24 protein-coding genes and 1 pseudogene are annotated in these 24,415 nt (G+C 30.1%); 24 read left to right on the top strand and 1 reads right to left on the bottom strand.

Features of this window, described 5'->3' with window-relative positions; translation table 11 throughout:
- Positions 1 to 117: 117 nt before the first annotated feature.
- The 21 genes and pseudogenes from VN21_RS13915 to mgsA all read left to right on the top strand — a co-directional run bounded on the left by VN21_RS13915 (position 118) and on the right by mgsA (position 18,725).
- Complete coding sequence (locus VN21_RS13915; protein WP_046823786.1) at positions 118 to 726, top strand: hypothetical protein; 609 nt, start codon at positions 118 to 120, stop codon at positions 724 to 726.
- A gap of 69 nt (positions 727 to 795) precedes the next feature.
- Positions 796 to 1,548 (top strand): endonuclease/exonuclease/phosphatase family protein, encoded by a 753-nt coding sequence (locus tag VN21_RS13910; protein WP_226896714.1) that lies wholly within the window; start codon positions 796 to 798, stop codon positions 1,546 to 1,548.
- A 62-nt stretch (positions 1,549 to 1,610) separates the two neighbouring features.
- The gene (locus VN21_RS13905) at positions 1,611 to 2,555 is read left to right on the top strand and encodes an SPOR domain-containing protein (protein ID WP_046823785.1); all 945 of its coding nucleotides are present in this window, start codon (positions 1,611 to 1,613) and stop codon (positions 2,553 to 2,555) included.
- Between the two features lie 165 nt (positions 2,556 to 2,720).
- A complete protein-coding gene (gene rsxC / locus VN21_RS13900; RefSeq protein ID WP_046823784.1) occupies positions 2,721 to 4,055 on the top strand; it encodes an electron transport complex subunit RsxC in 1,335 nt (444 codons plus the stop codon).
- An 18-nt stretch (positions 4,056 to 4,073) separates the two neighbouring features.
- Positions 4,074 to 5,054: an RnfABCDGE type electron transport complex subunit D gene (locus tag VN21_RS13895; RefSeq protein WP_046823783.1), complete on the top strand. Its 981-nt coding sequence runs from the start codon at positions 4,074 to 4,076 to the stop codon at positions 5,052 to 5,054.
- Positions 5,055 to 5,603, top strand: a pseudogene (locus tag VN21_RS19425) (RnfABCDGE type electron transport complex subunit G); the annotation flags it as partial. It lies immediately after the preceding gene.
- Positions 5,580 to 6,080, top strand: coding sequence for an FMN-binding protein (locus VN21_RS19420; RefSeq protein WP_226896715.1), 501 nt, complete (start codon positions 5,580 to 5,582; stop codon positions 6,078 to 6,080). The pseudogene VN21_RS19425 and the gene VN21_RS19420, both read left to right, overlap by 24 nt.
- A gap of 3 nt (positions 6,081 to 6,083) precedes the next feature.
- Positions 6,084 to 6,680, top strand: coding sequence for an electron transport complex subunit RsxE (gene rsxE, locus VN21_RS13885; protein WP_046823782.1), 597 nt, complete (start codon positions 6,084 to 6,086; stop codon positions 6,678 to 6,680).
- 11 nt (positions 6,681 to 6,691) lie between these two features.
- Entirely contained in the window at positions 6,692 to 7,267 is a 576-nt protein-coding gene (gene rsxA, locus VN21_RS13880; RefSeq protein WP_021428592.1) for an electron transport complex subunit RsxA, read from the top strand.
- A gap of 16 nt (positions 7,268 to 7,283) precedes the next feature.
- The gene (locus tag VN21_RS13875; protein ID WP_046823781.1) at positions 7,284 to 8,255 is read left to right on the top strand and encodes an RnfABCDGE type electron transport complex subunit B; all 972 of its coding nucleotides are present in this window, start codon (positions 7,284 to 7,286) and stop codon (positions 8,253 to 8,255) included.
- Positions 8,256 to 8,414: 159 nt separating this feature from the next.
- Positions 8,415 to 8,993, top strand: a complete 579-nt coding sequence (locus VN21_RS13870) for a Maf family protein (protein WP_046823780.1) — start codon at positions 8,415 to 8,417, stop codon at positions 8,991 to 8,993.
- Positions 8,994 to 9,049: 56 nt separating this feature from the next.
- Complete coding sequence (radC, locus tag VN21_RS13865; protein WP_084822186.1) at positions 9,050 to 9,709, top strand: RadC family protein; 660 nt, start codon at positions 9,050 to 9,052, stop codon at positions 9,707 to 9,709.
- A 28-nt stretch (positions 9,710 to 9,737) separates the two neighbouring features.
- On the top strand, positions 9,738 to 10,811 hold the full coding sequence (locus VN21_RS13860; protein WP_046823778.1) for a rod shape-determining protein: 1,074 nt from the start codon (positions 9,738 to 9,740) through the stop codon (positions 10,809 to 10,811).
- Positions 10,812 to 10,829: 18 nt separating this feature from the next.
- Positions 10,830 to 11,711 carry a rod shape-determining protein MreC gene (gene mreC, locus VN21_RS13855; protein ID WP_046823777.1) on the top strand — a complete coding sequence of 294 codons (882 nt, stop codon included), beginning with the start codon at positions 10,830 to 10,832 and terminating at the stop codon, positions 11,709 to 11,711.
- Between the two features lie 15 nt (positions 11,712 to 11,726).
- On the top strand, positions 11,727 to 12,215 hold the full coding sequence (gene mreD / locus VN21_RS13850; RefSeq protein WP_046823776.1) for a rod shape-determining protein MreD: 489 nt from the start codon (positions 11,727 to 11,729) through the stop codon (positions 12,213 to 12,215).
- A 10-nt stretch (positions 12,216 to 12,225) separates the two neighbouring features.
- On the top strand, positions 12,226 to 15,222 hold the full coding sequence (locus VN21_RS13845) for a penicillin-binding transpeptidase domain-containing protein (RefSeq protein WP_046823775.1): 2,997 nt from the start codon (positions 12,226 to 12,228) through the stop codon (positions 15,220 to 15,222).
- A gap of 59 nt (positions 15,223 to 15,281) precedes the next feature.
- Positions 15,282 to 15,959 (top strand): septum site-determining protein MinC, encoded by a 678-nt coding sequence (locus tag VN21_RS13840; RefSeq protein ID WP_046823774.1) that lies wholly within the window; start codon positions 15,282 to 15,284, stop codon positions 15,957 to 15,959.
- Between the two features lie 23 nt (positions 15,960 to 15,982).
- Positions 15,983 to 16,780 (top strand): septum site-determining protein MinD, encoded by a 798-nt coding sequence (gene minD / locus VN21_RS13835; RefSeq protein WP_046823773.1) that lies wholly within the window; start codon positions 15,983 to 15,985, stop codon positions 16,778 to 16,780.
- 17 nt (positions 16,781 to 16,797) lie between these two features.
- Positions 16,798 to 17,082 carry a cell division topological specificity factor MinE gene (gene minE, locus VN21_RS13830; protein ID WP_021428631.1) on the top strand — a complete coding sequence of 95 codons (285 nt, stop codon included), beginning with the start codon at positions 16,798 to 16,800 and terminating at the stop codon, positions 17,080 to 17,082.
- Between the two features lie 111 nt (positions 17,083 to 17,193).
- Positions 17,194 to 18,294, top strand: coding sequence for a rod shape-determining protein RodA (gene rodA / locus VN21_RS13825; protein ID WP_332840887.1), 1,101 nt, complete (start codon positions 17,194 to 17,196; stop codon positions 18,292 to 18,294).
- Positions 18,295 to 18,311: 17 nt separating this feature from the next.
- Entirely contained in the window at positions 18,312 to 18,725 is a 414-nt protein-coding gene (gene mgsA, locus VN21_RS13820) for a methylglyoxal synthase (protein WP_046823771.1), read from the top strand.
- Between the two features lie 52 nt (positions 18,726 to 18,777).
- Here mgsA and VN21_RS13815 read toward each other — a convergent pair whose 3' ends face one another.
- Complete coding sequence (locus tag VN21_RS13815) at positions 18,778 to 19,971, bottom strand: FprA family A-type flavoprotein (protein ID WP_046823770.1); 1,194 nt, start codon at positions 19,969 to 19,971, stop codon at positions 18,778 to 18,780.
- A 272-nt stretch (positions 19,972 to 20,243) separates the two neighbouring features.
- Between VN21_RS13815 and VN21_RS13810 the strand changes: the two genes are divergently transcribed.
- The 3 genes from VN21_RS13810 to VN21_RS13800 all read left to right on the top strand — a co-directional run bounded on the left by VN21_RS13810 (position 20,244) and on the right by VN21_RS13800 (position 24,397).
- Complete coding sequence (locus VN21_RS13810) at positions 20,244 to 22,091, top strand: TIGR03960 family B12-binding radical SAM protein (RefSeq protein ID WP_046823769.1); 1,848 nt, start codon at positions 20,244 to 20,246, stop codon at positions 22,089 to 22,091.
- Positions 22,092 to 22,093: 2 nt separating this feature from the next.
- Entirely contained in the window at positions 22,094 to 22,792 is a 699-nt protein-coding gene (locus VN21_RS13805; protein WP_046823768.1) for a TIGR03936 family radical SAM-associated protein, read from the top strand.
- A 207-nt stretch (positions 22,793 to 22,999) separates the two neighbouring features.
- Entirely contained in the window at positions 23,000 to 24,397 is a 1,398-nt protein-coding gene (locus VN21_RS13800) for an Rne/Rng family ribonuclease (protein WP_046823767.1), read from the top strand.
- The last annotated feature ends 18 nt before the right edge of the window (positions 24,398 to 24,415 follow it).

Below are 24,415 nucleotides of genomic sequence, written 5' to 3'. Positions count from 1 at the left end.
ATTATATTAATAGATATATAATATGAGATTAATACATATATAAAACTATATAATACTTATAAAAAGAAACTTTTATTGATTTGTTGAATATAATATAAGTATCAAAGGGGGGATATCATGGAACCTATAGAACATAATGAGGACCTGAAAAAAATTATACTTGATATGACCCAAAAAGAATTTCAAGGCTCAATCTCTAACAAAGGAGCTTTGAAGTATATTGAAGGCAAGGTAAATTCGGTTATAGATGAAAGTATAAGTGAGTTTCATGATGAAGATTTAAATGTACAAACATATATAAAAACTTTAAAAAGAGGATCATATCAAGAAAATATTAGTGAGATTGTAAAAATAATTAAAAGTGAAGAGATTTTCAAATCAAAAGCAGAATTAATAAAATTTGCTAGATATTTAGGAATGAGTGTAAATGCTAAACAATCATATAAGATACTATTAAAGAAAGTATCAACTAATATATATGAAAATAAAGATTATTACAACAAAAAATATATATACTATACTAAGAAAAATAGTACTTATATATTAGAACCAGAAAAGATTAAAAATTACCTAATTGAAAATTATAAGTCAAGGGCAAGAAATGATATGAAGTCCATTGCAAAAATCCTAAATATAGAAACAAGTGAAGAAGAAGGTGCAGAAGATATACGAAAAAAAGTTATAAACTGTATAATAAAGGATAAACTAAGTAAAATTAAAAATTAAGGCGCTATATATTAGCGTCTTAAGTTTTTTAACAACTAGAATCAATTAGATTTAGGGGATGATTACAAAATGATAAAAAAGCTATGGACTATAATCTTTATAATTATAATAGTTATTGTAAGTTGTTTTTTAGAAGTGAATAAATTTACACCGAAAAAGGAAGTAAAAATAGTTAGTTATAATATACATAGTGGTTTAAATAAAGATATGTTTCCTAGTTTATTTGATATAATTGATTTTTTAAGAATAGAAAATGCAGATGTTATATGCTTACAAGAAGTAAATGAATCAGCAAAAGCCGGGTTTCAAGTAAGTAGCCTAAAAGAAGATTTAGATATGTATTCTCATTTTGGGGCGAATGTGGTTAAATTAGGTTCAAATTATGGACTTGCAACATACTCTAAATATAAAATAATAAGTCAAAATCATATTTATTTAAGTAGTAAAACAGAGCAAAGGGGAATGCTACATACTGTGGTCAAATTAGGATTTGGAAGAAAATTAAATATTATAAATTTACACTTAGGATTAAATGATACAGAGAGGGTAAACCAATTAAAAGAAGTGGAGGATTTTGTAAAAAAATTAGATGATCCCTACATAGTTGTAGGTGATTTTAACGATGGAAATATGGATATAAATGAAGAAATTTTTAAAGATGCAGCAACCAAAGTAAATAAAGATAACACGTTAACATTTTCCACTGCACTAGATAGAATTGACTATATTTTAGTTTCACCAGACATTGAAGTTATAGACTATGATGTATTAATGAAAAACATGTCAGATCATTATCCTATAGTATCAAAATTTAAAATTTAGGAATAAATTATTATTTTATTGAATATGTATTAGTAAATATATTTAAACGGGGGGACAAACTAATGAATAAGAGAAGAAATATCTATAGAGGTATGAATAGAAGAAGAAATCATATATCAAAAGGCATAACTGTAGGACTAGTTGTAGTTGTATTAGCAGGAGGAGCTTTTTTTATAAAAAAAGCTGATTTTAGTTTTACAGAAAAGATAAGCAGTTTAAATATTTTCAATAAAAAAGAATTAGGATTTAAAGAATTTTCATATAAAGACTTAATAGGAAAAGGGGATGATTCGAAAACAGAAGCAAAATCCGAAGGTAAAAGTAAAGATAAAGAAGTGAAAAAAGAACAAGAAGTATCAAAAGTTAGTAATGAAAATGCAAAAGTAGCAACTGTTAAAGATTGGGGAATATACTCAATTCAAATAGCTGCTATAGATAATCAAGAAGAACTAAAACAAATACAAAATAAACTAAGTGAATTAAAAGTACCCTTTTCTACTGTAGAAGTAGATAAAGTTCAAAAAGTTCAAACATATCCTTCATTTAAAGAAGAAGAAAGTAGAAAAAATTTAGAAACACTAAAAAAAGATTTTCCAGATGCTTTTGTAACTAAATTAGAAATACCTATGCTTAGCTTACAGTACACAGAAAAATATTCTTACGTAGAAAATATATGTGGCGAGTTAAATAATTTAATAACTAACTTTGAAGAAGAATCTAAAGTATGGGATAAAAATGAAAGCAATATAGATAAAGAAAATTATAAAAATATAATTAACAATAGGCTATCTATTTTAGATAAAGTTGAAAAAAATGCAAAAGATATTGATTATGATGGAATGAAAGGATTTAAGGAAAATTTATTAAAGTACACTGAGTCTGTAAAAGATAAATCAAAAAATAGTATAGAAATGGTGGAAAAAGACCAATTTAACATAAGTGAAAGTTTACTTATGTCATCTATGCAAGGTTATTATAGCTTTATAAATTCTATTAAATCTATTTAAAAGTTGTTAAAAAAACAACTTTTTTATTTTGAAAAAATTCTAGAAAAAAGTAAGATAGTAGATTAAAAAGTAAGATAATTTTTTAACGATTGTTAAAAAATTACTATGGATATAGTATACTTATATTAGAAAAAAGTTTAAATTAAGCCATAAGGGGGTAGAACTATGAAGCTCTTAACTTTCAAAGGAGGGATACATCCTCCATACAGAAAAGAGTATACCAACAGCAAACCGCTAGAAAAAGCTAAAGATCCTAAAGTTGTATATATTTCAATGCAGCAACATATAGGGGCGCCAGCAAGACCTATAGTAAAATTAGGTGATATGGTTTGTGTAGGTCAAAAGATTGGTGAAATGCAAGGTTTTGTATCTGCAAATATTCATTCATCAGTATCAGGAACAGTGATAGGAGTAAAAGATATTGACGTTCCTGGGGGAGTAAGCACATGCGTAATAATAGAAAACGATTTCAAAAATACTATACACGAAAGTGTAAGGCCTAAAGGAAGTTTAGAAAATTTAACCAAAGAAGAAATAATAGAAAGTATTAAAGAAGCCGGTATTGTTGGAATGGGAGGAGCTACATTCCCAACACATGTTAAAATTTCTCCACCTCCAGATAAAAAGATAGATTTTGTTATATTAAATGGAGCAGAATGTGAACCATATTTAACAGCAGATCACAGGTTGATGATTGAAAATCCAGAAGATGTTGTATTTGGATTACAAGTTCTTATGAAGGCATTAAACGTAGACAAGGGTTACATAGGAATAGAAGTAAATAAGCCAGATGCAATAGAGGCTATTACAAAAGAAGCAAGTAAAATAAATAATATAGAAGTTGTAGGTCTTGAAGTTAAATATCCTCAAGGAGCAGAAAAACAACTTATATATGCGTGTACAAATAGAGAAGTACCATCAGGTGGACTTCCAATGGATGCAGGAGCTGTTGTAAACAATGTAGGTACAGCTGCACAGATAGCAAAAACTATAAAAACTGGGATGCCTCTTGTAGAAAGGATAACAACTATAACTGGAAATTGTATACAAGAACCAAAAAATCTTGTAACTAAAGTAGGAACACTTTTCTCTGAAATTATAGAAGAGTGTGGAGGACTTAAGACTGATAAAAAAGTTGGAAAAATAATAATGGGTGGACCTATGATGGGTATAGCTCAGTATACTACAAACATACCTACTAATAAGGGTACATCAGGAATATTATGTTTAGATGAGGCTGAAGCTACTATTCCGAAACCTAATAATTGTTTAAGATGTGGTAAGTGTCTAGACGTCTGTCCAGCATATTTACAACCGTTATACATAAGTGCATATAGCTTAAAAGGAGACTTTGAATCATCTGAAAAATTTAGAGCGCTAGATTGTATAGAGTGTGGATCATGTTCATTTATATGTCCAGCAAGAAGACCTCTACTTCAATCAATTAGAGTAGCTAAAAAAGAAATAATTGCATTAAAAAGAAAGCAATCAAATAAGTAAAAGTTAGGGGGAAATATGATGGATAATAAACTAATAGTGTCATCTTCTCCACATGTGAGAAGTAATGAAGATACATCATATATAATGAAGCAAGTTATAATAGCTCTTTTACCTGCGGCATTAGCTGGTATATATTTCTTTAGATTGAGTGCTATTAACGTAATGTTTTGGTGTATATTAGGAGCTGTAGGCTTTGAATGGATATGTCAAAAAATAAGCAAGAAAGAATCTACTATAGGAGACTACTCAGCGGTAGTAACAGGATTATTATTAGCATTTAATGTTCCTGCATCTCTTCCATGGTGGATGTGCTTAGCAGGTTCAGCATTTGCAATAATAATTGTAAAAATAGTATTTGGTGGAATTGGAAATAACTTCATAAACCCTGCATTAGGGGCAAGAGCATTTTTACTAGCGTCATTTCCAGTAGCTATGACTACATGGACTAAAACTGGAGTAAATTGGGTTAGTTCAGGCAATTTAGACGCGGTTACAACAGCAACACCATTAGCTGCATTAAAAGCAGGAGCTGAAGGTGTAAACGTGTTAAACAGTGGTGGAGTAAGTCTTTTTGATATGTTTGTTGGTAATATAGGTGGGTGTATAGGTGAAACGTCTGCGATATTACTTATACTAGGGGGATTATACTTAATGTACAAAGGTATAATCAATTATGTAATCCCTGTGTTTTATATAGCTACAGTAGCAATATTAATGTTTATATTAGGTGGATTTAATTTTGAGTTTGTAATGTACCAAATGGTGGCGGGAGGACTTATGCTAGGAGCATTCTTCATGCTTACTGACTACACAACTTCTCCGATGACTAAAAAAGGTCAAATTATATATGCAATAGTAGCAGGGGTTATAACTACAGTAATAAGACTTTATGGAGGTTATCCAGAAGGAGTATCTTACTCTATACTATTTGTAAACGTAATGACTCCTCTTATTGATAAATACACTAGACCGAGAGTATTTGGGGAGGTGGCTAAATAAATGAAGGATATATTTAGATTGGGAACTATATTATTTGTAATATGTGCTGTTGCATCACTTATGCTAAGCTTAACAAATAATATAACTGCACCAGTTATAGAACAAAGAAATATTCAGGCTAATAATGAATCCAGACAAGAAGTTCTTCAAGCTGCTGAAGAATTTAGTGAAGTGAAAGATGTAAAAGGCGAGTTAATAGAAGAAGTTTACCAAGGTACAAAAGGTGGAGAAGTAGTTGGATATACTATAAAGACGACACCTAAAGGGTATGGTGGTAAAGTTGAAGTTATGGTTGGAATTTCTAACGATGGAAAAATTTCAGGAGTTAAAATAGGAAACCATTCAGAAACACCAGGACTTGGATCAAAATCTGAAGAACCAGCGTTTAAAGATCAATACAATGGTAAAAGCGCAGATAAACCTTTGATGGTTGTAAAAGGAAAGGTTAGTAATGAAAATGAGATAGCGGCTATATCAGGAGCTACAATAACATCTAATGCAGTAACTTCAGGAGTTAATGCGGCTATGAATGTATATAAAGAACAACTTTTAAACGATGGAGAAAGCAAAGAAACTGCAGAAATATCAACTGACCCTATCACAAAAATATTTGATAATGCAGAATTAAAAGAAATAAAAGGCAAATCAGAAGGGATAGTTACAGCTGTATATGAAGCATACAATGGAAATGAAAAAGTAGGTTATATATTTGAAACAGAGCCAAATGGCTATGACTCTAAAACAGAAGTTGTTGTAGGGATAAGCACTGATGGTACTGTAAAAGGATTAGGTTTAGGAGAAAAAACTAGAAAAAATGAATATTTATCAAATACATTTGATACAGGGTTGAAACACCAAATTGAAGGTAAAAAAGTAGATGAAATATCTTTAGTTCAAGGTGAAGCTAGCAAAGATAATGAAGTTCAAGCTGTTTCAGGAGCGACAATAACATCTAAATCAGTAGTTGAAGGTGTTAACTCTGCTATAGACTTATTTAAAGAAATAAATAACGGAACGGGGGAATAAAATATGGGTTTAGGAAAAATAATTAAAAATGGATTAGTAGATGAAAACCCAGTGCTTGTTCAAGTAATAGGTATGTGTCCTACGTTAGCGGTTACAACTTCAGCTATAAATGGATTAGGTATGGGGCTTTCAACTACTGCAGTACTAGTTTGTTCTAATGTAGTTATATCTATGATGAGAAAATTTGTACCATCTAAGATAAGAATTCCAGCTTTTATAGTAGTAATTGCTACATTTGTTACTATGGTTGGAATGTTGCTTAAAGCATATATACCAGCACTTGATAAAGCATTAGGGCTATTTATACCATTAATAGTTGTTAACTGTTTAATATTAGCTCGTGCAGAGAGTTTTGCATCTAAAAATAAACCAGGTGCGTCAGCAGTTGATGGAGTAGGTATGGGTCTTGGATTTGCATTATCATTAACAGTATTAGGATCTATAAGAGAAATACTTGGAAATGGTAGTTTATTTGGATTTACTTTATTTGGAGCATCTTTCCAACCGGCTTTATTATTTATATTACCTCCAGGAGCTTTCCTAACATTAGGATTTTTACTTGCAGGATTCAATAAATTAAAAGATAAGAAAGCTAATTAGGAGGGATATATATGAATTTAATACTTTTATTTTTAAGTGTTGTATTAGTTAACAACGTTATAACATCTCAATTCTTAGGAATATGTCCGTTTTTAGGAGTTTCTAAAAAAGTGGATACAGCAGTAGGTATGGGAGTTGCAGTTACATTTGTTTTAACACTAGCATCTTTTATAACATATTTCGTACAAAAAATATTAGAAATAACTAATAATCAATTTTTACAAACGATAGCTTTTATACTAGTAATAGCATCTATAGTTCAGTTTGTTGAAATGGTAATACAAAAAATGAGTCCATCTTTATACCAAGCACTAGGAGTATTTTTACCTCTAATAACTACAAACTGTGCAGTTTTAGGTATAGCTTTAGTTAATGTTCAAAATGGATATAACTTAGTTGAAACTATGGTAAATGGATTTGGAGCAGGTGTAGGATTTACTTTGGCTATAGTTTTATTTGCAGGTATAAGAGAAAGATTAGAATTAGCAGATATTCCAGAAAGCTTTAAAGGATTTCCAATAACATTAATATCAGCAAGTTTAATGTCAATAGCATTTTTAGGCTTTGCAGGTCTTATAAAGCTATAAGTTAGGGGTGAGATAATTGGCTATAATTAATTCAATTTTAGTTTTAGGTGTAATGGGGTTAATATTTGGAGCAATCTTGGCGTATGCTTCTAAGAAGTTTGCGGTTGAAGTTGATGAAAGAGTAGAAGCTATACTTGAAGCATTACCTGGGGCAAACTGCGGAGGATGCGGATTCCCAGGATGTGGAGGTTTAGCAAGTGCTATAGTTGAAGGAAATGCACCTGTAAATGGTTGTCCTGTTGGAGGTAGCGAATGTGCAACTAAAATAGGAGAAATAATGGGTGTATCATCAGAAGAGGGTGAAAAGAAAGTAGCTAATATTATATGTAGCGGAAACTGTTCTGTTTCAAAAGAAAAGTATTTATATGAAGGCATAAATGATTGTAGAGCAGCAAGTGCTTTAAATGGAGGTTCTAAAGATTGTAAATATGGATGTTTAGGACTTGGAACATGCGTAAGCGTTTGTCAGTTTGATGCAATTAAATTGATAGATGGAGTAGCTGTGATAGATGAGGAAAAATGCGTACTTTGTGGTAAGTGTATGGACGTTTGTCCTAAAGGGTTAATAACTGAAAAACCTGTTAAAAACAAAGTATTTGTATCTTGCAATAGCAAAGATTTTGGTAAAGCTGTAAAAGATAAATGTAGTGTAGGTTGTATAGGTTGTGGAATATGTGAGAAATCGTGTCCATTTGACGCTATACATGTAGAAGATAAAATAGCTAAAATCGATTATAGTAAATGCGTACAATGTATGATATGTGTTGAGAAATGTCCAACAAAAGCAATAAAAGGTAATTTAAATGATAGAAAGAAAGTTGCAATCGAAGAAGATAAGTGTGTAGGTTGTACTATATGTAAAAAACAATGTAAGTTTGATGCAATTTCAGGAGAGTTAAAAGAAAAGCATAAGGTAGATACAGACAAATGTGTAGGATGTCATCTATGTGTTCAAAAATGTCCTAAAAAGGCTATTAAAATTTTATAATGTGGATATTATAGAGATATGGATATTTTTCCATATCTCCTATTTTTTTTAGAAAAAATAAAAATTGTAACTAGAGTGTAACAAAAACGTTCGACATTAACGTTGAATTTTTTACAATATAATGATAAACTAAATAAGTATCAAAAATGAGGTGAATTAATGAATATAATATTGGCATCAGGATCGCCTAGAAGACGAGAAATTTTAGAAAATGCAAATCTTAAATTTTCTGTCATAAGTAGTGATATAGATGAAAGAATATTTGAAGATGAGGAGCCTATACAACTAGTTTTAAGACTAGCATTTGAAAAATGTATGAGTGTTGCTCAAAATAATCCAAGTGACTTAGTTATTGGAGCTGACACGATTGTTGTTTTAGACAATGAAATTTTAGGGAAACCTAAAAATGAAGAAGAAGCTTTTGATATGTTAAGCAAATTATCAAATAGAGAACATCAGGTAATAACAGGAATGAGCATAGTAAACTTAGAAAAGGAAAAGAAGATAGTGGACTATGCTATAAGTAATGTTAAATTTAAAAAATTAACTGACCAAGACATAAAGGATTACATAAATACTAAAGAGTGCTTGGATAAAGCTGGATCCTATGGGATACAGGGATATGGAGCTCTATTAGTTGAAGAAATAAAGGGAGATTATTTTAATATAGTTGGATTACCAATATCTAAGTTAAGTGATATTCTTAAAATAAATTTTAAAATAAATCTTTTTAAATAATTCTAGGGAGGTAGTTTTTGATGGAGTCATCAAATTTATGTATTAGTGTAAAGGAGATGGCATTAGAAGAAAGACCTAGAGAAAAAATGCTTACACAAGGAGAAAAAAGCTTATCTAATGCTGAATTATTAGCAATCATTTTGAGGACAGGAACTAAAAAACAAAGTGTTTTAGAATTAGCAAATTATATAATAAATAAAGATCGACAAGGAATAAGATGGCTAAATGATATAACTATACAAGAGTTATGTGAAATTGATGGTATAGGATTATCTAAAGCGGCGCAAATAAAAGCGGCTTTAGAATTAGGTATAAGAATAGCTAGTGCAAAACCCACAAAATATAAAATCACAAACCCATGGGATATTTATAAATATTACATGGATAGTTTACGGTATTTAAATAAAGAAGTTTTTAAAACAATTCTTTTGAATACAAAAAACGAAGTAATATGTGATATAGATGTTTCGGTAGGAACTCTTAACATGTCAGTGGTTCATCCAAGAGAAGTGTTTAGAGAAGCTATAAAAAGAAGTAGTAATAAAATTATTCTTATGCATAATCATCCATCAGGATCAATTGAACCATCTCATGAAGATAAGAATGTAACGTCTAGATTAGTAAAATGTGGCGAATTAATAGGTATTGAAGTCATTGACCATATAATAATAGGTGATGGGCTTTATTACAGTTTTAAGGAAAATATGATAATTTGATGGATATATGTGAAAGGAGCTTGAAATTATGGCAAAGAAAGAAAAGAAAGAGAAAAAAGGATTCAAATCTTTATTTGGATTTAATAAAATGTCTAAGGACATGGGAATAGATTTAGGAACAGCAAATACATTAGTTTACATAAAAGGACAAGGTATAGTAGTTAGAGAACCTTCAGTTGTAGCTATAAGAGATGATAGCAAGTCTGTTTTAGCAGTTGGAGAAGAAGCGAAAAGAATGATAGGTAGAACACCTGGAAACATAGTAGCTATAAGACCTATGAAAGACGGAGTTATAGCAGATTTCGATGTTACGCAAGCAATGTTAAGCTACTTTATAAAAAAAGCAGCATCTAACAAAGGTGTAGTTAGTCCAAGAATAGCAATATGTGTACCTTTCGGTGTAACAGAAGTAGAAAAGAGAGCTATAGAAGAAGCTGCTAGACAAGCAGGAGCAAGAGATGCATATCTTATAGAAGAACCTATGGCAGCTGCTATAGGAGCTGGACTTAGAGTTGAAGAGCCAGAAGGAAACATGGTAGTAGATATAGGTGGAGGTACTTCAGAAATAGCTGTAATATCTTTAGGTGGTATAGTTACTGCTAAATCTATAAGAGTAGGTGGAGATGAGTTTGACGAGTCTATAGTAAACTATGTTAAAAAAGAGTACAACTTAATGATAGGTGAAAGAACAGCAGAAGACGTTAAAATACAAATAGGATCAACGTTTAAAGAGGATTCAGAAGAAACTATGCAAATAAGAGGTAGAGACTTAATATCAGGACTTCCTAAAACTGAGCATATATCATCATCACAAGTTAGAGAAGCATTAAAAGAGCCTATAACATCTATAGTAGATGCTATTAAATCAACTTTAGAAAAAACTCCACCAGAATTATCTTCAGATATAATGGAAAACGGAATAATGCTAACTGGAGGTGGAGCTTTACTTAGAGGGCTTGACAAGTTAGTAAAAGAGCAAACTGGAATGCCTGTTCATATAGCTGAAAATCCTTTAGACTGCGTTGCATTAGGTACTGGAAAATCTGTAGAAGATCAAGAAATATTTGAAAAAGTATTAATGATGAACAATAGTAGAAGATAATTTAAAGTTGGTGATAGGGTGAAACTAAATAATAAGAAAAAAAATAATAGAAAATATAACGTTAAAGTGGTAGCAACTATAGGGGTTGCTATCACTTTAATTGGAATTGTAGGAATATCAATAGGCAGATACTCTAAAGGTGGAATTAAAGGAAGTGGAGTTGTATTAAGTTCGATATCAGCAATTGAAAGTAACTTAAACAAAGGATTTACTTTTATTAAAGACGGTACAAGCAACATATTTAAATTTAAAGAAAATGCAAATAAAGTTGACAAATTAGAAAAAGAAAATGAAAAATTAAAACAAGAAATAATTAATTTAAAAGAAGAATCATCGACTGCTCAATCTCTGCAAAGTTTAAAAAAATCACTAAACTTTATAGATGAAAAATACAAAAAGAATATGATAAGTGCACAAGTAGTAGGGAAAAATGATGGAAATTGGTATAAGTCATTTGTAATAGGTGCAGGAAAGAACGATGGAGTTAAAAAAGATAGCGTTGTAGTTGGAGGAAATGGATTGGTTGGGGTTGTTTACGAAGTTTCTGATAACTATAGTAAAGCTATTTCTTTATTAGATACAAAATCATCAGTAAGCTTCCAATTACTAAAAGATCCTAAAAGTAAAGGAGTAATAAGTCAGGAGGCTAATGAAAATAAAAACTATAAAGCAGAAGGTTTATTAGAAGGTTATATGTTCTCAACTTCATATGATGTACTTCCGGGAGATGTTGTTGTGACATCAGGACTAGGTCTATATCCACAATCAATACCTATTGGAACAGTTGAAAAAGTTATTGATGACAAGAACAAAGGTTTAAAAAATGTAATAGTAAAACCATATGCCGACTTCAAAAACATTGATGATGTTGTAGTTATCGAACCAAGAAATATAAATTAGAAGGAGAAACTACAAATGAAAAGAATATTACTTTTTCTTATTGGTGTTTTGATAGTCATAGTAGAAGGTAGTATCACTAATTATGTTGATATACTTGGAGTTAGTGTAAACTTTCTTCTAATATATATGACGATAATATCTTTGTACTTAGATGATATAGAAGCTGTTACAATAGCTATTTTATTAGGTTTTGTAAAAGATATAGCAATGGGTAGTATATTTGGCGTTAATGCTTTGATTTTAGCTGTAATAGCATACGGAATAAGCAATTTAAATGATAAAATATATAAAAATAGCTATATAACTGTTTTTGCATTAGTTTTTATAACAAGTTTAATAGATTCTATTGTAAATATAGTTCTTTTAGGGACGGTATACCAGACTTATGATATTTTACATATCTTCGTTAAGGGGATATGTACAGTGCCACTTGTAAATAGTATAGGTAGTTTAATTTTTTATTACGTTTTCAAGGGGTCAATCCTTAAATTGAAAAGAGATTAGTGGTGATTAAATGGATGAAAATAAAAGATTTGATAGACTTGATATAATAAAGTATATAATTATTGTAGTTCTATGTATTATACTTGCAAAAATTATATATATGACGACATTTAAACATGAACATTATAATGAGTTAGCTAGTAATAAAACATATAAAGAGATTCCGATAAAGGCTCCAAGAGGAGAAATAAAAGATAGATATGGGCGTACACTAGCTTCTAACAGAAACTCTTTCACTATTCATGTGTCTAATGATGGAGTTAACAAAAAAGATAAAAATGGAAAAACTAAAGCTAATGAAATTTCATTGGAGCTAATCAATTTATTAGAAAAAAATAAAGAAGAATTTATAGATGAATTTCCTATATACGTAGAAAATGGAAAGTACTTCTATACATTTGACAAGAAAATAAGAGATTATAAATTGGAAAATGAAGTTCCGTTGGAATTAAATGCTAAAGAAACTTTTTACTATATAGTTGATAAAGCTATAAAGGAAAATAAAATAGATTCATCTGTAAGAAATTTAGAACCAGCTGAAATTCAGAAAAAATTAAACTCTGTAGGTATATATCCTCCAATTTTAGTTAAAGACTGGAAGTTTACAGAGCAAAGAAATAAAGAAGACTGGCTAAAAGGATATAAGATAGACAATATAAATATTAATTCAAAAAATGCATTTAAAGAAATTAGAAAATATTATGAAATACCTGGTAGCTTATCTAACACAGATGCTAGAAAAATAATGATTGTTAGAGATGCACTTAAATCTCAAGGGTTTGTTCAATACAAACCTGTAACAATAGCAAAAGATGTAAATGAAAAAACTATATCTGAAATAGAAGAAAGAGCTATAGAATTTCCAGGAGTATCAGTAGCAAAAGAACCAGTTAGGGAATATCCTGAAAAGAACTTAGCATCTCATACCTTAGGGACTATGGGGAAAATTTCAGAAGATGAACTTGCTAAAAAGCAAGAAGATGGAGATGCAAGATATAGTAAAAGTGACATAGTAGGAAAAACAGGTATTGAAAGATATTACGAAGATAAGTTAAAAGGCGAAGATGGATACAAAAAGGTTGAGGTTGACTCTGTTGGTAGAGTAAGTAAAGAGTTAGATGTAAAAGAACCAAAATCTGGAGACACTGTATATCTTAGTATAGATAAAGATTTACAAAAGGTATCTGATGATTCATTAGAAAAAATAATAAAAGCAGCAAGAGCGGGTGGAACGTTTAATAGTGTATTTGGAAACTATAGTACAGCAGGAAAAACAGCTCCATATTTAGACTCTGGAGCTATGCTAGTAATTGATGTCAAAACTGGAGATATATTAGCTTCGTCTAGTTACCCTAATTACGATCCAAACTTATTTGCAACAGGAATATCATCCGAGGAATATAAAAAATTACAACCTAAAAATCCTAATGATGTTTTATCGGCAAATCCTTTAAATAACCTGGTTACAAATGGAGCATTCCAACCGGGATCTACATTTAAGATGGTAACAGGTATGGCAGCATTAGAAGGTGGTTTAAGCCCAAATTATGCTATAAATGACCCAGGAGTAATTTATCTTGGTAATAGACCGTTTGCCGATTATGTATGGCATCATGGTAGAGGAAACCACGGATATACAAATTTATATAAAGCTATACAAGAATCTTGTAATATTTATTTCTATACTGTTGGAACTGGATATAACTGGCAGTCAAAAGAAAAACTTGGGATAGACACAGGTCCTGAGAAAATACTAGAATATGCAAAATTATTTGGATTAAATGATAATACTGGTCTTCAATCTGAAGTAGGAGAAAGTAAAGGACAAGTTCCAAATAAAGAAGATAAGCTTAAAAATACAGAAAACTCTCTAAGAATAGAATTAGATAAGAAAATGAGGGATGCTTTTACAGATATAACAAAAGCTAAAAACCCAGATGAATACAATAAAAGAATTGATGAAATTGCAAGTTGGACTAAAGACAATCCTTCAAGAAATGAAACTATGGAGAGACTTGAAAAACTTCATGTTAAAGAAGATAAAGCTACAGAAATTGCAGATTTTGCTAAATATAATTACTTTAACTTTGGAAATTGGTCAGATGCAGATACATTCAACTTAGCTATAGGTCAAGGTGAAAATGCATATACTCCAGCACAAATAGCTAGATACGTTGCAGCAATAGCTAATGGAGGTAATTTAGTAGAGGCTTCTGTAGTTGATAAAACTATATCTAGTGATTTTAAAGATGTTAAGATAGATACAAATAAGGTTGAAAAAATACCATTTAAGGATCCTAATAACTTAAAGGATTTAACTCAAGGTATGAAACAAGTTGCTAAAATAGGTGGAGGAAAAAGTGTATTTGCTAATTTCCCTATTGAAACAGCTGTAAAAACTGGTACAGCCGAAAGAAGTGGTAAGATACCTACAGAAAATGAATATGATTATTTAATTAGTCATATGGGTTCATACGGAGTATCTAAAGATGATGCTGTTAAAGAAGCTAATAAACTTTTAAAAGAATATAATGAAAAAGCTAAAGCAGAGTTTGAAAAAGAACAAAAAGCTGAAAAGCAAAAAGAAGAAAAAGAAAGCAAGTCTTTATTTGGAAAAAAAGAAGAAAAGACTGATACAAAGACAGAGGCTGAATTTGTTCCAGACAATAGTGAAGCTACAAAAGCTAGATATTTAAGAAAAGCAATAAAAGAATTAAATCCTAAATTAACAGATGAACAAATAGATGCATATAAGCAAGATTATCCATCGTTTGCTTGGTCAGTAGGTTTTGCTCCAGCTAATGATCCAGAGATAGCTGTTGTAACTGTTTTACCTAAGGGTAATTCAAGTAGTCTTGCGCTACCTCCTATGAGAGAAGTTATGGGACAGTATTTTGGATTAATAGATGAAAAGAAAAATAAAGAAGAAAAAGCAAATAAAGAAGCAGAAGCTGCAAAAGAACAAGATGGCAATGCGATGAATTTTGCATCTCAGTTAAAAAAATAGAAGGATTTGAAAAAAAATTGGAGAATATATAAAGTGAGATATAGCTTTGGAGGTATAAAATGTCTTTTAAAGCAACAAATGAGGAATTAGTGGAATTTAAAGGAAATAAAAGAGGCATAGTTATTAATGTAAAAAGAAAGGCATCGTTTGAAGAAATTAGACAATGCATAATAGATAAAATAGAAACATCTATAGGTTTTTTCAATGGAGCTAAAATTTATTCTATAAATTATAATCATTTAAGTGATGTTGAATTACTTCGATTAAAAGAAGATATAACTTCAAGATTTGATATTGAGTTTATAGAAGAGGAAATTAAGATACCATATGCTTATCATGATACTAAATATGTAAACAATATGCGTTCTGGAGAAAATGTAGAATTTGAAGGAGATGTAGTTGTAATGGGTGATATGAAACCAGGTTGCCAAGTTATGGCTACAGGAAGCGCTGTTGTAATGGGCAACATAAGCCCAGGAGCTAAAGTCATTGCATATGGAAATGTAGTTGTAATGGGTAAAGTTGAAGGATTTATACATGCAGGGTCAAAGGGTAATAAAAATGCTTATATAGTAGCTAACAATTTAAATCCTATGGTTTTAAAGATTGCAAATTATATAGCTGAAGCGCCTGAAGAGGAATATTCGCCAAGTGATGATATAAATCCTGAAATAGCATTTACAAACAATGAAACAATAGTTATAGAAAATTATTTACCCAAAAAAATAAATAGATAGTTAATGTAGGAGGGGGTAGTATTATGAGTGAAGTTATAGTTATAACATCAGGCAAAGGTGGAGTTGGAAAAACTACAACAACTGCAAACTTAGGAACTGCTTTAAGTTTAGAAAATAAAAAGACGGTTGTAGTTGATGCTGATATAGGCCTTAGAAATTTAGATGTTGTAATGGGTCTTGAAAATAGAATAGTGTATGATATTGTTGATGTTGTTGAGGGAACTTGTAGATTGAAGCAAGCTCTTATAAAAGATAAGAGATTTGATAATTTATATTTGCTTCCTGCAGCTCAAACTAGAGATAAAAATGCTCTATCTATAGAACAAATGAAAGATTTATGTGATAAGTTAAGAGAGTCATTTGATTTTATAATTATAGATTGCCCAGCAGGAATAGAACAAGGATTTAAAAATGCTATAGCTGGAGCAGACAGAGCTATAGTTGTAACTAACCCTGAAATATCTGCAGTGAGAGATGCAGATAGAATAATAGGCCTTTTAGAAGCTAACGAAGTAAAAGATATACGCTTAGTTATAAATAGAATTAGAAATGAAATGGTTAAGCGTGGAGATATGATGGATAAACAAGATATAGTTGAAATTCTTGCTATAGACTTAGTTGGATTAGTTCCTGATGATGAAACTATAATAGTTTCTACTAATAAAGGGGAACCTGCAATATTAGACTCAAGATCTAATGCAGGACAAGCCTATAAAAATATTGCAAAGAGAATTTTGGGAGAAGATATACCTCTTATGCAAGTAGAAGAAGAAACTAATATACTAACTAAAATTAAGAAGATGTTTGGAATGGCTAAGTAGTGAAGGGGGATAAATTCATGTTAGATTTATTTAAGATGTTTTCTAACGAATCTAAAACTAGTAAGAATGTAGCAAAAGAAAGGCTTAAACTAGTTTTAGTGCATGATAGAATAGACTGTTCTCCACAGCTTCTAGACCTTATTAAGTCAGATATACTTAAAGTTATTGCAAATTATGCTGAGATAGAAGAAGACGGATTAGAAATAAAAATGGCTAAATCTAGAAGTGATGAAGAAGATGGTCCTATATCAGCATTAGTTGCTAACATACCATTAAAGAATATAAAAGAAAGAAGTAGATAGAAAAATGGGGGGAGCGTATTAGCAAACCCCTTTTTGCATTAACACAAATGATACTACGTAGGTATTGTCACAAATAAGAAAGATGGTGATAACATGTTTGATTTTAGATCAATGTTTAAATTAATTAAAGAGCTTGATTGGAGGCTAATTGCGCTAGTTGTTTGTATATTTGGATTCGGGCTTGTTATATTAAGTAGTGCAACTCATGCAACTACTACAGGGAATTATGCTCAGATAACCAAACAAGGATTAGCATTCTTGCTTGGTATGGGGCTTATATTTGTAATACTGCTATTTGACTATAATTTTCTAGGGAAGTATTACAAAGCATTATATATAATTAGTATAATACTATTAGTATTAGTATGGATACCAGGAATAGGAAAGGCTAATGCAGGGGCTAGATCGTGGTTACATTTAGGACCTTTAGACTTTCAAACGTCAGAATTAGTTAAATTAACTTTTATACTAAGTTATGCAAAAATTGTTGAAGAAAAGAAAGGTAAATTAAAGACAATAAAAGATATAGTATCTCTTGCATTATATGCTGCACCTATAATATTACTTTTACTTGTACAGCCAGACTTAGGAACGGCTATAGTATTTTGTTGTATAATAGGAGGAATGTTGTTTACTGCTGGACTTAATGATAAAATAATTAAAAGAGGTCTTATAGCAATAGTTGTAGTTATGCCTCTTATGTATATGGTAATGGCTCCCCATCAAAGAATAAGAATAGATGCTTTCTTACACCCAGAGGATGTTACTTTACCTGGTAACTATCAAGTTATGCAGTCAATGATAGCTATAGGCTCAGGTGGACCTACGGGTAAAGGGTTATATGAAGGAACTCAAAATCAAAATGACTTCTTACCAGTTCAAGATAGTGACTTTATATTTGCGGTTATAGGCGAAGAGTTAGGGCTTATTGGAATGTTTGTAATAATTTTACTGTATGGATTATTTTTAATAAGGATGATCGTTATTGCAAAAGAAGCCAAAGATTTCTATGGAACCTTAATAGTTATTGGGGTAGCGAGCATGTTTGCTTATCAGGTTATACAGAATATTGGAATGACTGTTGCTGTAATACCTGTTACAGGAGTAACATTACCATTTGTTAGTTATGGAGGAAGTTCTCTTATGACATCTTTAGCTAACTTAGGTCTTGTACTAAATGTAGGTATGAGAAGAAAGAAAATAAATTTCTAATATATTAGGGGTGACGTATGAATATAGCATTAATAGCACATGATGAAATGAAAAACACTATGGTTGGATTTTGTATAGGATATGAATCTATTTTATGCAATTATGGATTATATGCTACAGGGACTACAGGAAAAAGAATAGAAGATGAAACTAAGTTAAAGATAAAAAGATTAGCTTCAGGACCTCTTGGAGGAGATCAACAAATAGGGTCATTAATAGTTTCTCAAGATATTGATTTAGTAATATTTTTAAGAGATCCAATGACAGCTCAAGCTCATGAACCAGATATACAAGCTTTAATTAGACTTTGTGATGTGTACCATGTACCTATTGCTACTAATCTTGCTTCAGCTGAGATTTTTATTAAAGCATTAGATAGAGGAGAACTTTCTTGGAGAGAAGTTAGAAAGACAAATACTCAACGTATGTAAATATATAAATAAAAAAGCTAGCTCAATTGAGCTAGCTTTTTTATTTATATATTTATTTAATTGCTTCAGCGAACTTAACACCGAAATCAAAACATTCTTGTAAAGTCTCATCACTTGGGAAGAATTTCTTCTTAAGTGTTTCAACAGGCATCTTGAATCCCATATTTTTAACAAGTAGCTCAGCCATAGTTATACCTTCACCACTCCATCCATAAGATCCGAATACTCCAGCAAATTTACCTTGATTAGCCATAGGATCTATTAGAGAGAAAGCATCCCACATAGGTTTAACCATAGTTCTGTTTATTGTTGGAGAACCAAATAATATACCTTTAGACATTACCATAACATCATGAAGTTCTGCTAAATCCATATTTTCTATATCATATAAAGTAGCATCTTCACCTGTTGATTTTATACCTTCGTATATTTTTTCAGCCATTAATTTTGTATTAGTATAAGCTGATAAGTATAATACAGCTACTTGGTCTTGGTTAGTTGTATTAACAGTTTCAGTAGACCACTCTACATATCTTTTAACTTGAGCCATAGGGTCTTTGCTTAATATAGGACCGTGAGAAGTTAATATAGTATCAAAATCTAATCCTAATTCAACAACCTTGTTTACAGCTTTTAAAACATGCTTAGAGAATGGCTTAACTATACAATCAAAGTAGTGTTTAGCTGATTTTAAGTAATCTTCACTGTCTATTACATCTGGATCTACGCTTGCAAAGTGACATCCGAAAGCATCACAAGTAAGTAATGTTTTATCTTCTTCTATATAAGTAAACATTGTGTCCGCCCAGTGTAAGAATGGTGCAGATATGAATTTTAAAGTTCTTTTACCTATGTTTAAAGTTTCCCCATCTTTTATAACATGACACTTAAATGGTCTGTTAACTTGTTCAGCTAAGTACATTTTAGCTGCATTTGTACATATAACTTCTACATCTGGATTTATATCAAGTATATACTTTAAACTACCAGCATGATCTGGCTCAGTATGATGTATAACAACATAATCTAATTCTTCTATTTTTGTTAAAGATGATAATTTTTCGATAAATTCACCTTTAAAGTTTGGTTTTACAGTATCAAATAATACTTTCTTTTCATCGTCTATAAAATAAGCATTATAAGTTGTACCAAATTCAGTTTCCATTATGATGTCAAAGATTTTTAAGTCTTTATCTATAACACCAGTCCAATAAATATCTTTTTTAATTTCAAAAGCTTCCTTCATAAAAAAATCCTCCTAAACCGTGATTAATAAAATACGTAATTATATTTAAAATATACCCATTAATAAAACTTTAAAACATATTGTATACAAAAAACTTGAAAAATTCTCAAAACTTTTGCACTCAATACTATATTAACAAAAAATAGTAAAGTTTTGTATATAATAAACTACAAATTGCAAATATATAAGTAATTATATTTTGATACATCTTAGTATATCGTGTATAATAATATTTATGTTTATATACTGAAATAAACTTACGGAGGATTTTTATGAATAAAAAAGTAGACTTGAAGAGGATTCTTAAAAAGGTTGAAAAACCTGCTAGATATTTAGGAAATGAAGTAAATTCGATACATAAAGATACAACAAATGAAAATCTTATAAGATATGCTCATTGTTTCCCTGATCTTTATGAAGTAGGAATGAGCCATTTAGGTAGTCATATATTATATGACGTTATAAATAGAGATGAAGATGTATTTTGTGAAAGAGTATATGCTCCAAGTGTAGATATGGAAGAAAAAATGCGCGAAAATAATATTCCTTTATTTGCACTAGAGTCAAGAGAAGCTATAACTAATTTTGACTTTTTAGCTTTTACACTTCAATATGAATTATCATATACTAATATTTTAAATATGATGGATTTAGCAAAAGTTGAAATACTTGCTAAAGATAGAAAGCTAGATGATCCATTTATATTAGTTGGAGGACCTTGTGCTTATAATCCAGAACCTATGGCAGACTTTGTTGATATAGTTGTTTTAGGAGAAGGGGAAGAAGTTAACTTAGAAATAGTTAATAGATATAAAGAATGGAAGAAAAATAAGACTACTAGAGATGAGTTCTTATTAGATATAGCTAACATAGAGGGTGTATATATACCTAAGTTCTATGATGTATCTTACAATGAAGACAATACTATAAAAGAAGTTAAAGCTAATAGAGAGGGAGTACCACAAAACCCTCACAAAAGAATAATTAAAGATATGGATTTAGTAGAGTATCCAGAAAAACTTATAGTACCATTTATAGATACTGTGCATGATAGAATAGTTTTAGAATTATTTAGAGGATGTACAAGAGGATGTAGATTCTGTCAGGCTGGTATGATATACAGACCTATAAGAGAAAAGAGCTTAGACAGATTAAAAGAAATATTAGAAAAATTAGTTAAGAATACTGGATATGATGAAATATCATTATCTTCATTAAGTACAAGTGATTACAGCAATTTGTCGGAGCTTACAGATTACTTAGTAGAAGAATATGCGTCTAAAAATATAGGAATATCTTTACCTTCTCTTAGATTAGATAATTTCTCTATGGAAATAGCTGAGAAGATACAACAAGTAAGAAAATCAGGACTTACTTTTGCTCCAGAAGCTGGAACTCAAAGAATGAGGGACGTTATAAATAAAGGTGTAACAGAAGAAGACCTAGAAAATGCTACAAGAAAAGCATTTGAAATGGGATGGAATAGTGTAAAATTATACTTTATGATAGGACTTCCAACTGAAACATATGATGATTTAGATGGAATAGCAAATCTTGCTTATAAAGTTATAGATATATACAGAGACGTTAATGGTGGTAAATTAAGAAGAGCATTTGGAGTAACTGTTAGTACTTCAACATTTGTTCCTAAGCCTTTTACACCATTCCAATGGCATGGACAAGATACTACAGAGCAAGTTAGAGAAAAGCAAAGACATTTAGTTAAAAAATTAAAGAATGGAAATATTAAATATAACTATCATGATTCAAAAACTAGTTTAATGGAAGCGGTTATTGCTAGAGGAGATAGAAAACTAGGTAAGGTTATATACGATGCATATAAAGCTGGTGCTAAGTTTGATGGATGGGCTGAACACTTTAAGCTAGAAATATGGGAAGAAGCAATGGAAAATAATAATCTTGAAATAGCTTTCTATGCAAATAGAGAAAGAGATTATGAAGAAGTATTCCCTTGGGATCATTTAGATGTTGGAGTTAATAAAAAGTTCTTAATTAGAGAAAATGAGCAATCAAAGCAAGAAAAAGTAACAGTTGATTGTAGACATAAATGTAATGGATGTGGAATAAACACTCATACTATAGGAAAGGGGATGTGCTAATTATGAGTAAAATAATAAGATGTAAATTTAAAAAAGAAAATGACATGATATATATATCGCACCTTGATTTACAAAGATTATTACAAAGAGCTTTTAGAAGAGCTGAAATACAATTATCATATTCTCAAGGATTTAACCCACACCCTAAGATGAGTTATGGACATGCACTAGCACTTGGTACAGAAAGTCAAGGGGAGTACTTAGACGTTGAAATAGAAGATGATTTAAGTGCTGATGAATTTATGGAAAAAATAAATACTGCTATGCCAGATGGTATAAAATTTATAAATACAAAGGAAATAACTAAAGAAGTTCCATCATTAGCATCTACTATAGAATATGGTGAATATATGTTTACGATAGAAGTAGATAAAGAACTATCTAAAGAGTTTATAAAAACTAAAGTAGCAGAATTAATGAATAAAGAAGAAATTATAATAAGTAAGAAAAATAAAAAAGGAAAAACTGTAGAAGTTAACATCAGACCTATGATAAAGAATTTTGATGTTATAGATGTTGAAGATAGAGTTATAACTTTAGAATCAACTATGGCTACAGGATCTAAGGCGAATTTAAATACTAATATATTTATACCTAAAATGTTAGAAGTATTTGAACTAGATATTGATCCATTAGATGTAGATATATTAAGAAGAGAATTATATATAGTTAAAGATGGAGAGTTAGTAACTCCAATGTAGAAAAGAGGTGGATATCCACCTCTTTTCTGATATCGAGAGTGGGGTGCTCGATTGTGCTATATATGTCTCCTTCACACGACGTGCGTTGCATGTAAAGTGTTACACAAACACACATATCACAATCTTCGCATTTTATTAAAATAGATATAAGAAAAGATTATGGATATTCGATGAAGGTGAATTAAGGAAAGGATAGGAAGTGAGCTTTTGAAAAATATTGTTATAGAGTCATTGGTTAATTCTCAAAAGGTAGCTGTGTTAGAAGATGGAAAGTTAAGTGAACTTTTTATAGAGAGTGGTTCAAGTAAGAATGTTTCTAATATTTATAGAGGTGTTGTAAAAAAGGCATTAAAAGGTATAGAAGCTTATTTTGTTGATATTGGAAGTGACAAGCTTGCATATTTAAGCATGAAGAAAAATGAAGAGGTCAAATGTGGACAAGATATTTTGGTTCAAGTAAATAAAGAAGCTATAGGGACAAAAGGTGCAAAACTTAATACTGAAATAAGTTTTGCAGGAAGATACTTAGTTTATATACCCTCAAATGATAGGCTTACTATATCAAATAAAATAAAATTAGAAAAAGAAAGATTTAGATTAAAAAAGATAGTTCAAGGCGTTGATGAAGAGTTTACAGGGATTATAAGAACTGAAGCGGTTGGATGTTCAAAAGAAGAAATTGAACAAGATATATTTGATTTAAAAGAAAAATACAACAGTGTTTTAAAAGAATATAAGTTAGGCATAGGACCTAAACTTTTATACAAGGACCTTGATTTTGCATCTAAATATATAAAAGACAATGTTAATGATAATGTTTTAAAAATTATTGTAAATAATAATGAGAAGTACGAAGAACTAAAAAATATATTAGGTCGTATAGATAAAAATTATAAAGATAAATTATTATTAGAAAACAATAAGGATGTATTTGACCTACATTCAGTTCAATCACAGATAGATAAATACTTAAATAGAAAAGTATGGTTAAAGAGTGGTGGATACTTAATAATAGATAAGACTGAAGCTCTAACAGTAATAGATGTCAATACAGGAAAATTTACTGGAAACTCTAATTTAGAAGAAACAATATATAAAACTAATTTAGAGGCAGCTATAGAAATTTCTAAACTTTTAAGGATTAGGGACATAGCAGGTATAATAGTTGTAGATTTTATAGATATGCAAAAAAATGAATATAAAAAAAATCTATTAGAAGTTTTAAGCAATGAAACAGATAAAGATAGAAGAAAAACAAATGTTATGGGGATGACAAAACTTGGGTTAGTTGAAATTGCTAGGAGAAGAGAAAAAGATTCTATAGATAATTACTATCTTAGTGAATGTTTTGTATGTAAAACTGGAGAAAGTATAAAGTCAATTAATAGAATTTTAGACGAAATAGAAAAGGAAGTAATGCGAACAAAAGAACATACTTCGTATAGACAAGTTAAAATAGAGTTAAATCCTTATGTTTCAGATAAAATAAACCAAAATTATAAATATAAAATTGATAGCATAAGCAAGAAATACAATGTAAAAATAGATATAGATAAAAAAGCTGAAATTCAACATGAAAATATGAATATTATTTTTAATAGTTAGTTGACAGTTTATATAAAT

The sequence above is a fragment of the Paraclostridium benzoelyticum genome, assembly GCF_001006285.1.
Classification (GTDB): domain Bacteria; phylum Bacillota; class Clostridia; order Peptostreptococcales; family Peptostreptococcaceae; genus Paraclostridium; species Paraclostridium benzoelyticum.
This window is presented reverse-complemented; position numbering and strand designations above follow the sequence as displayed.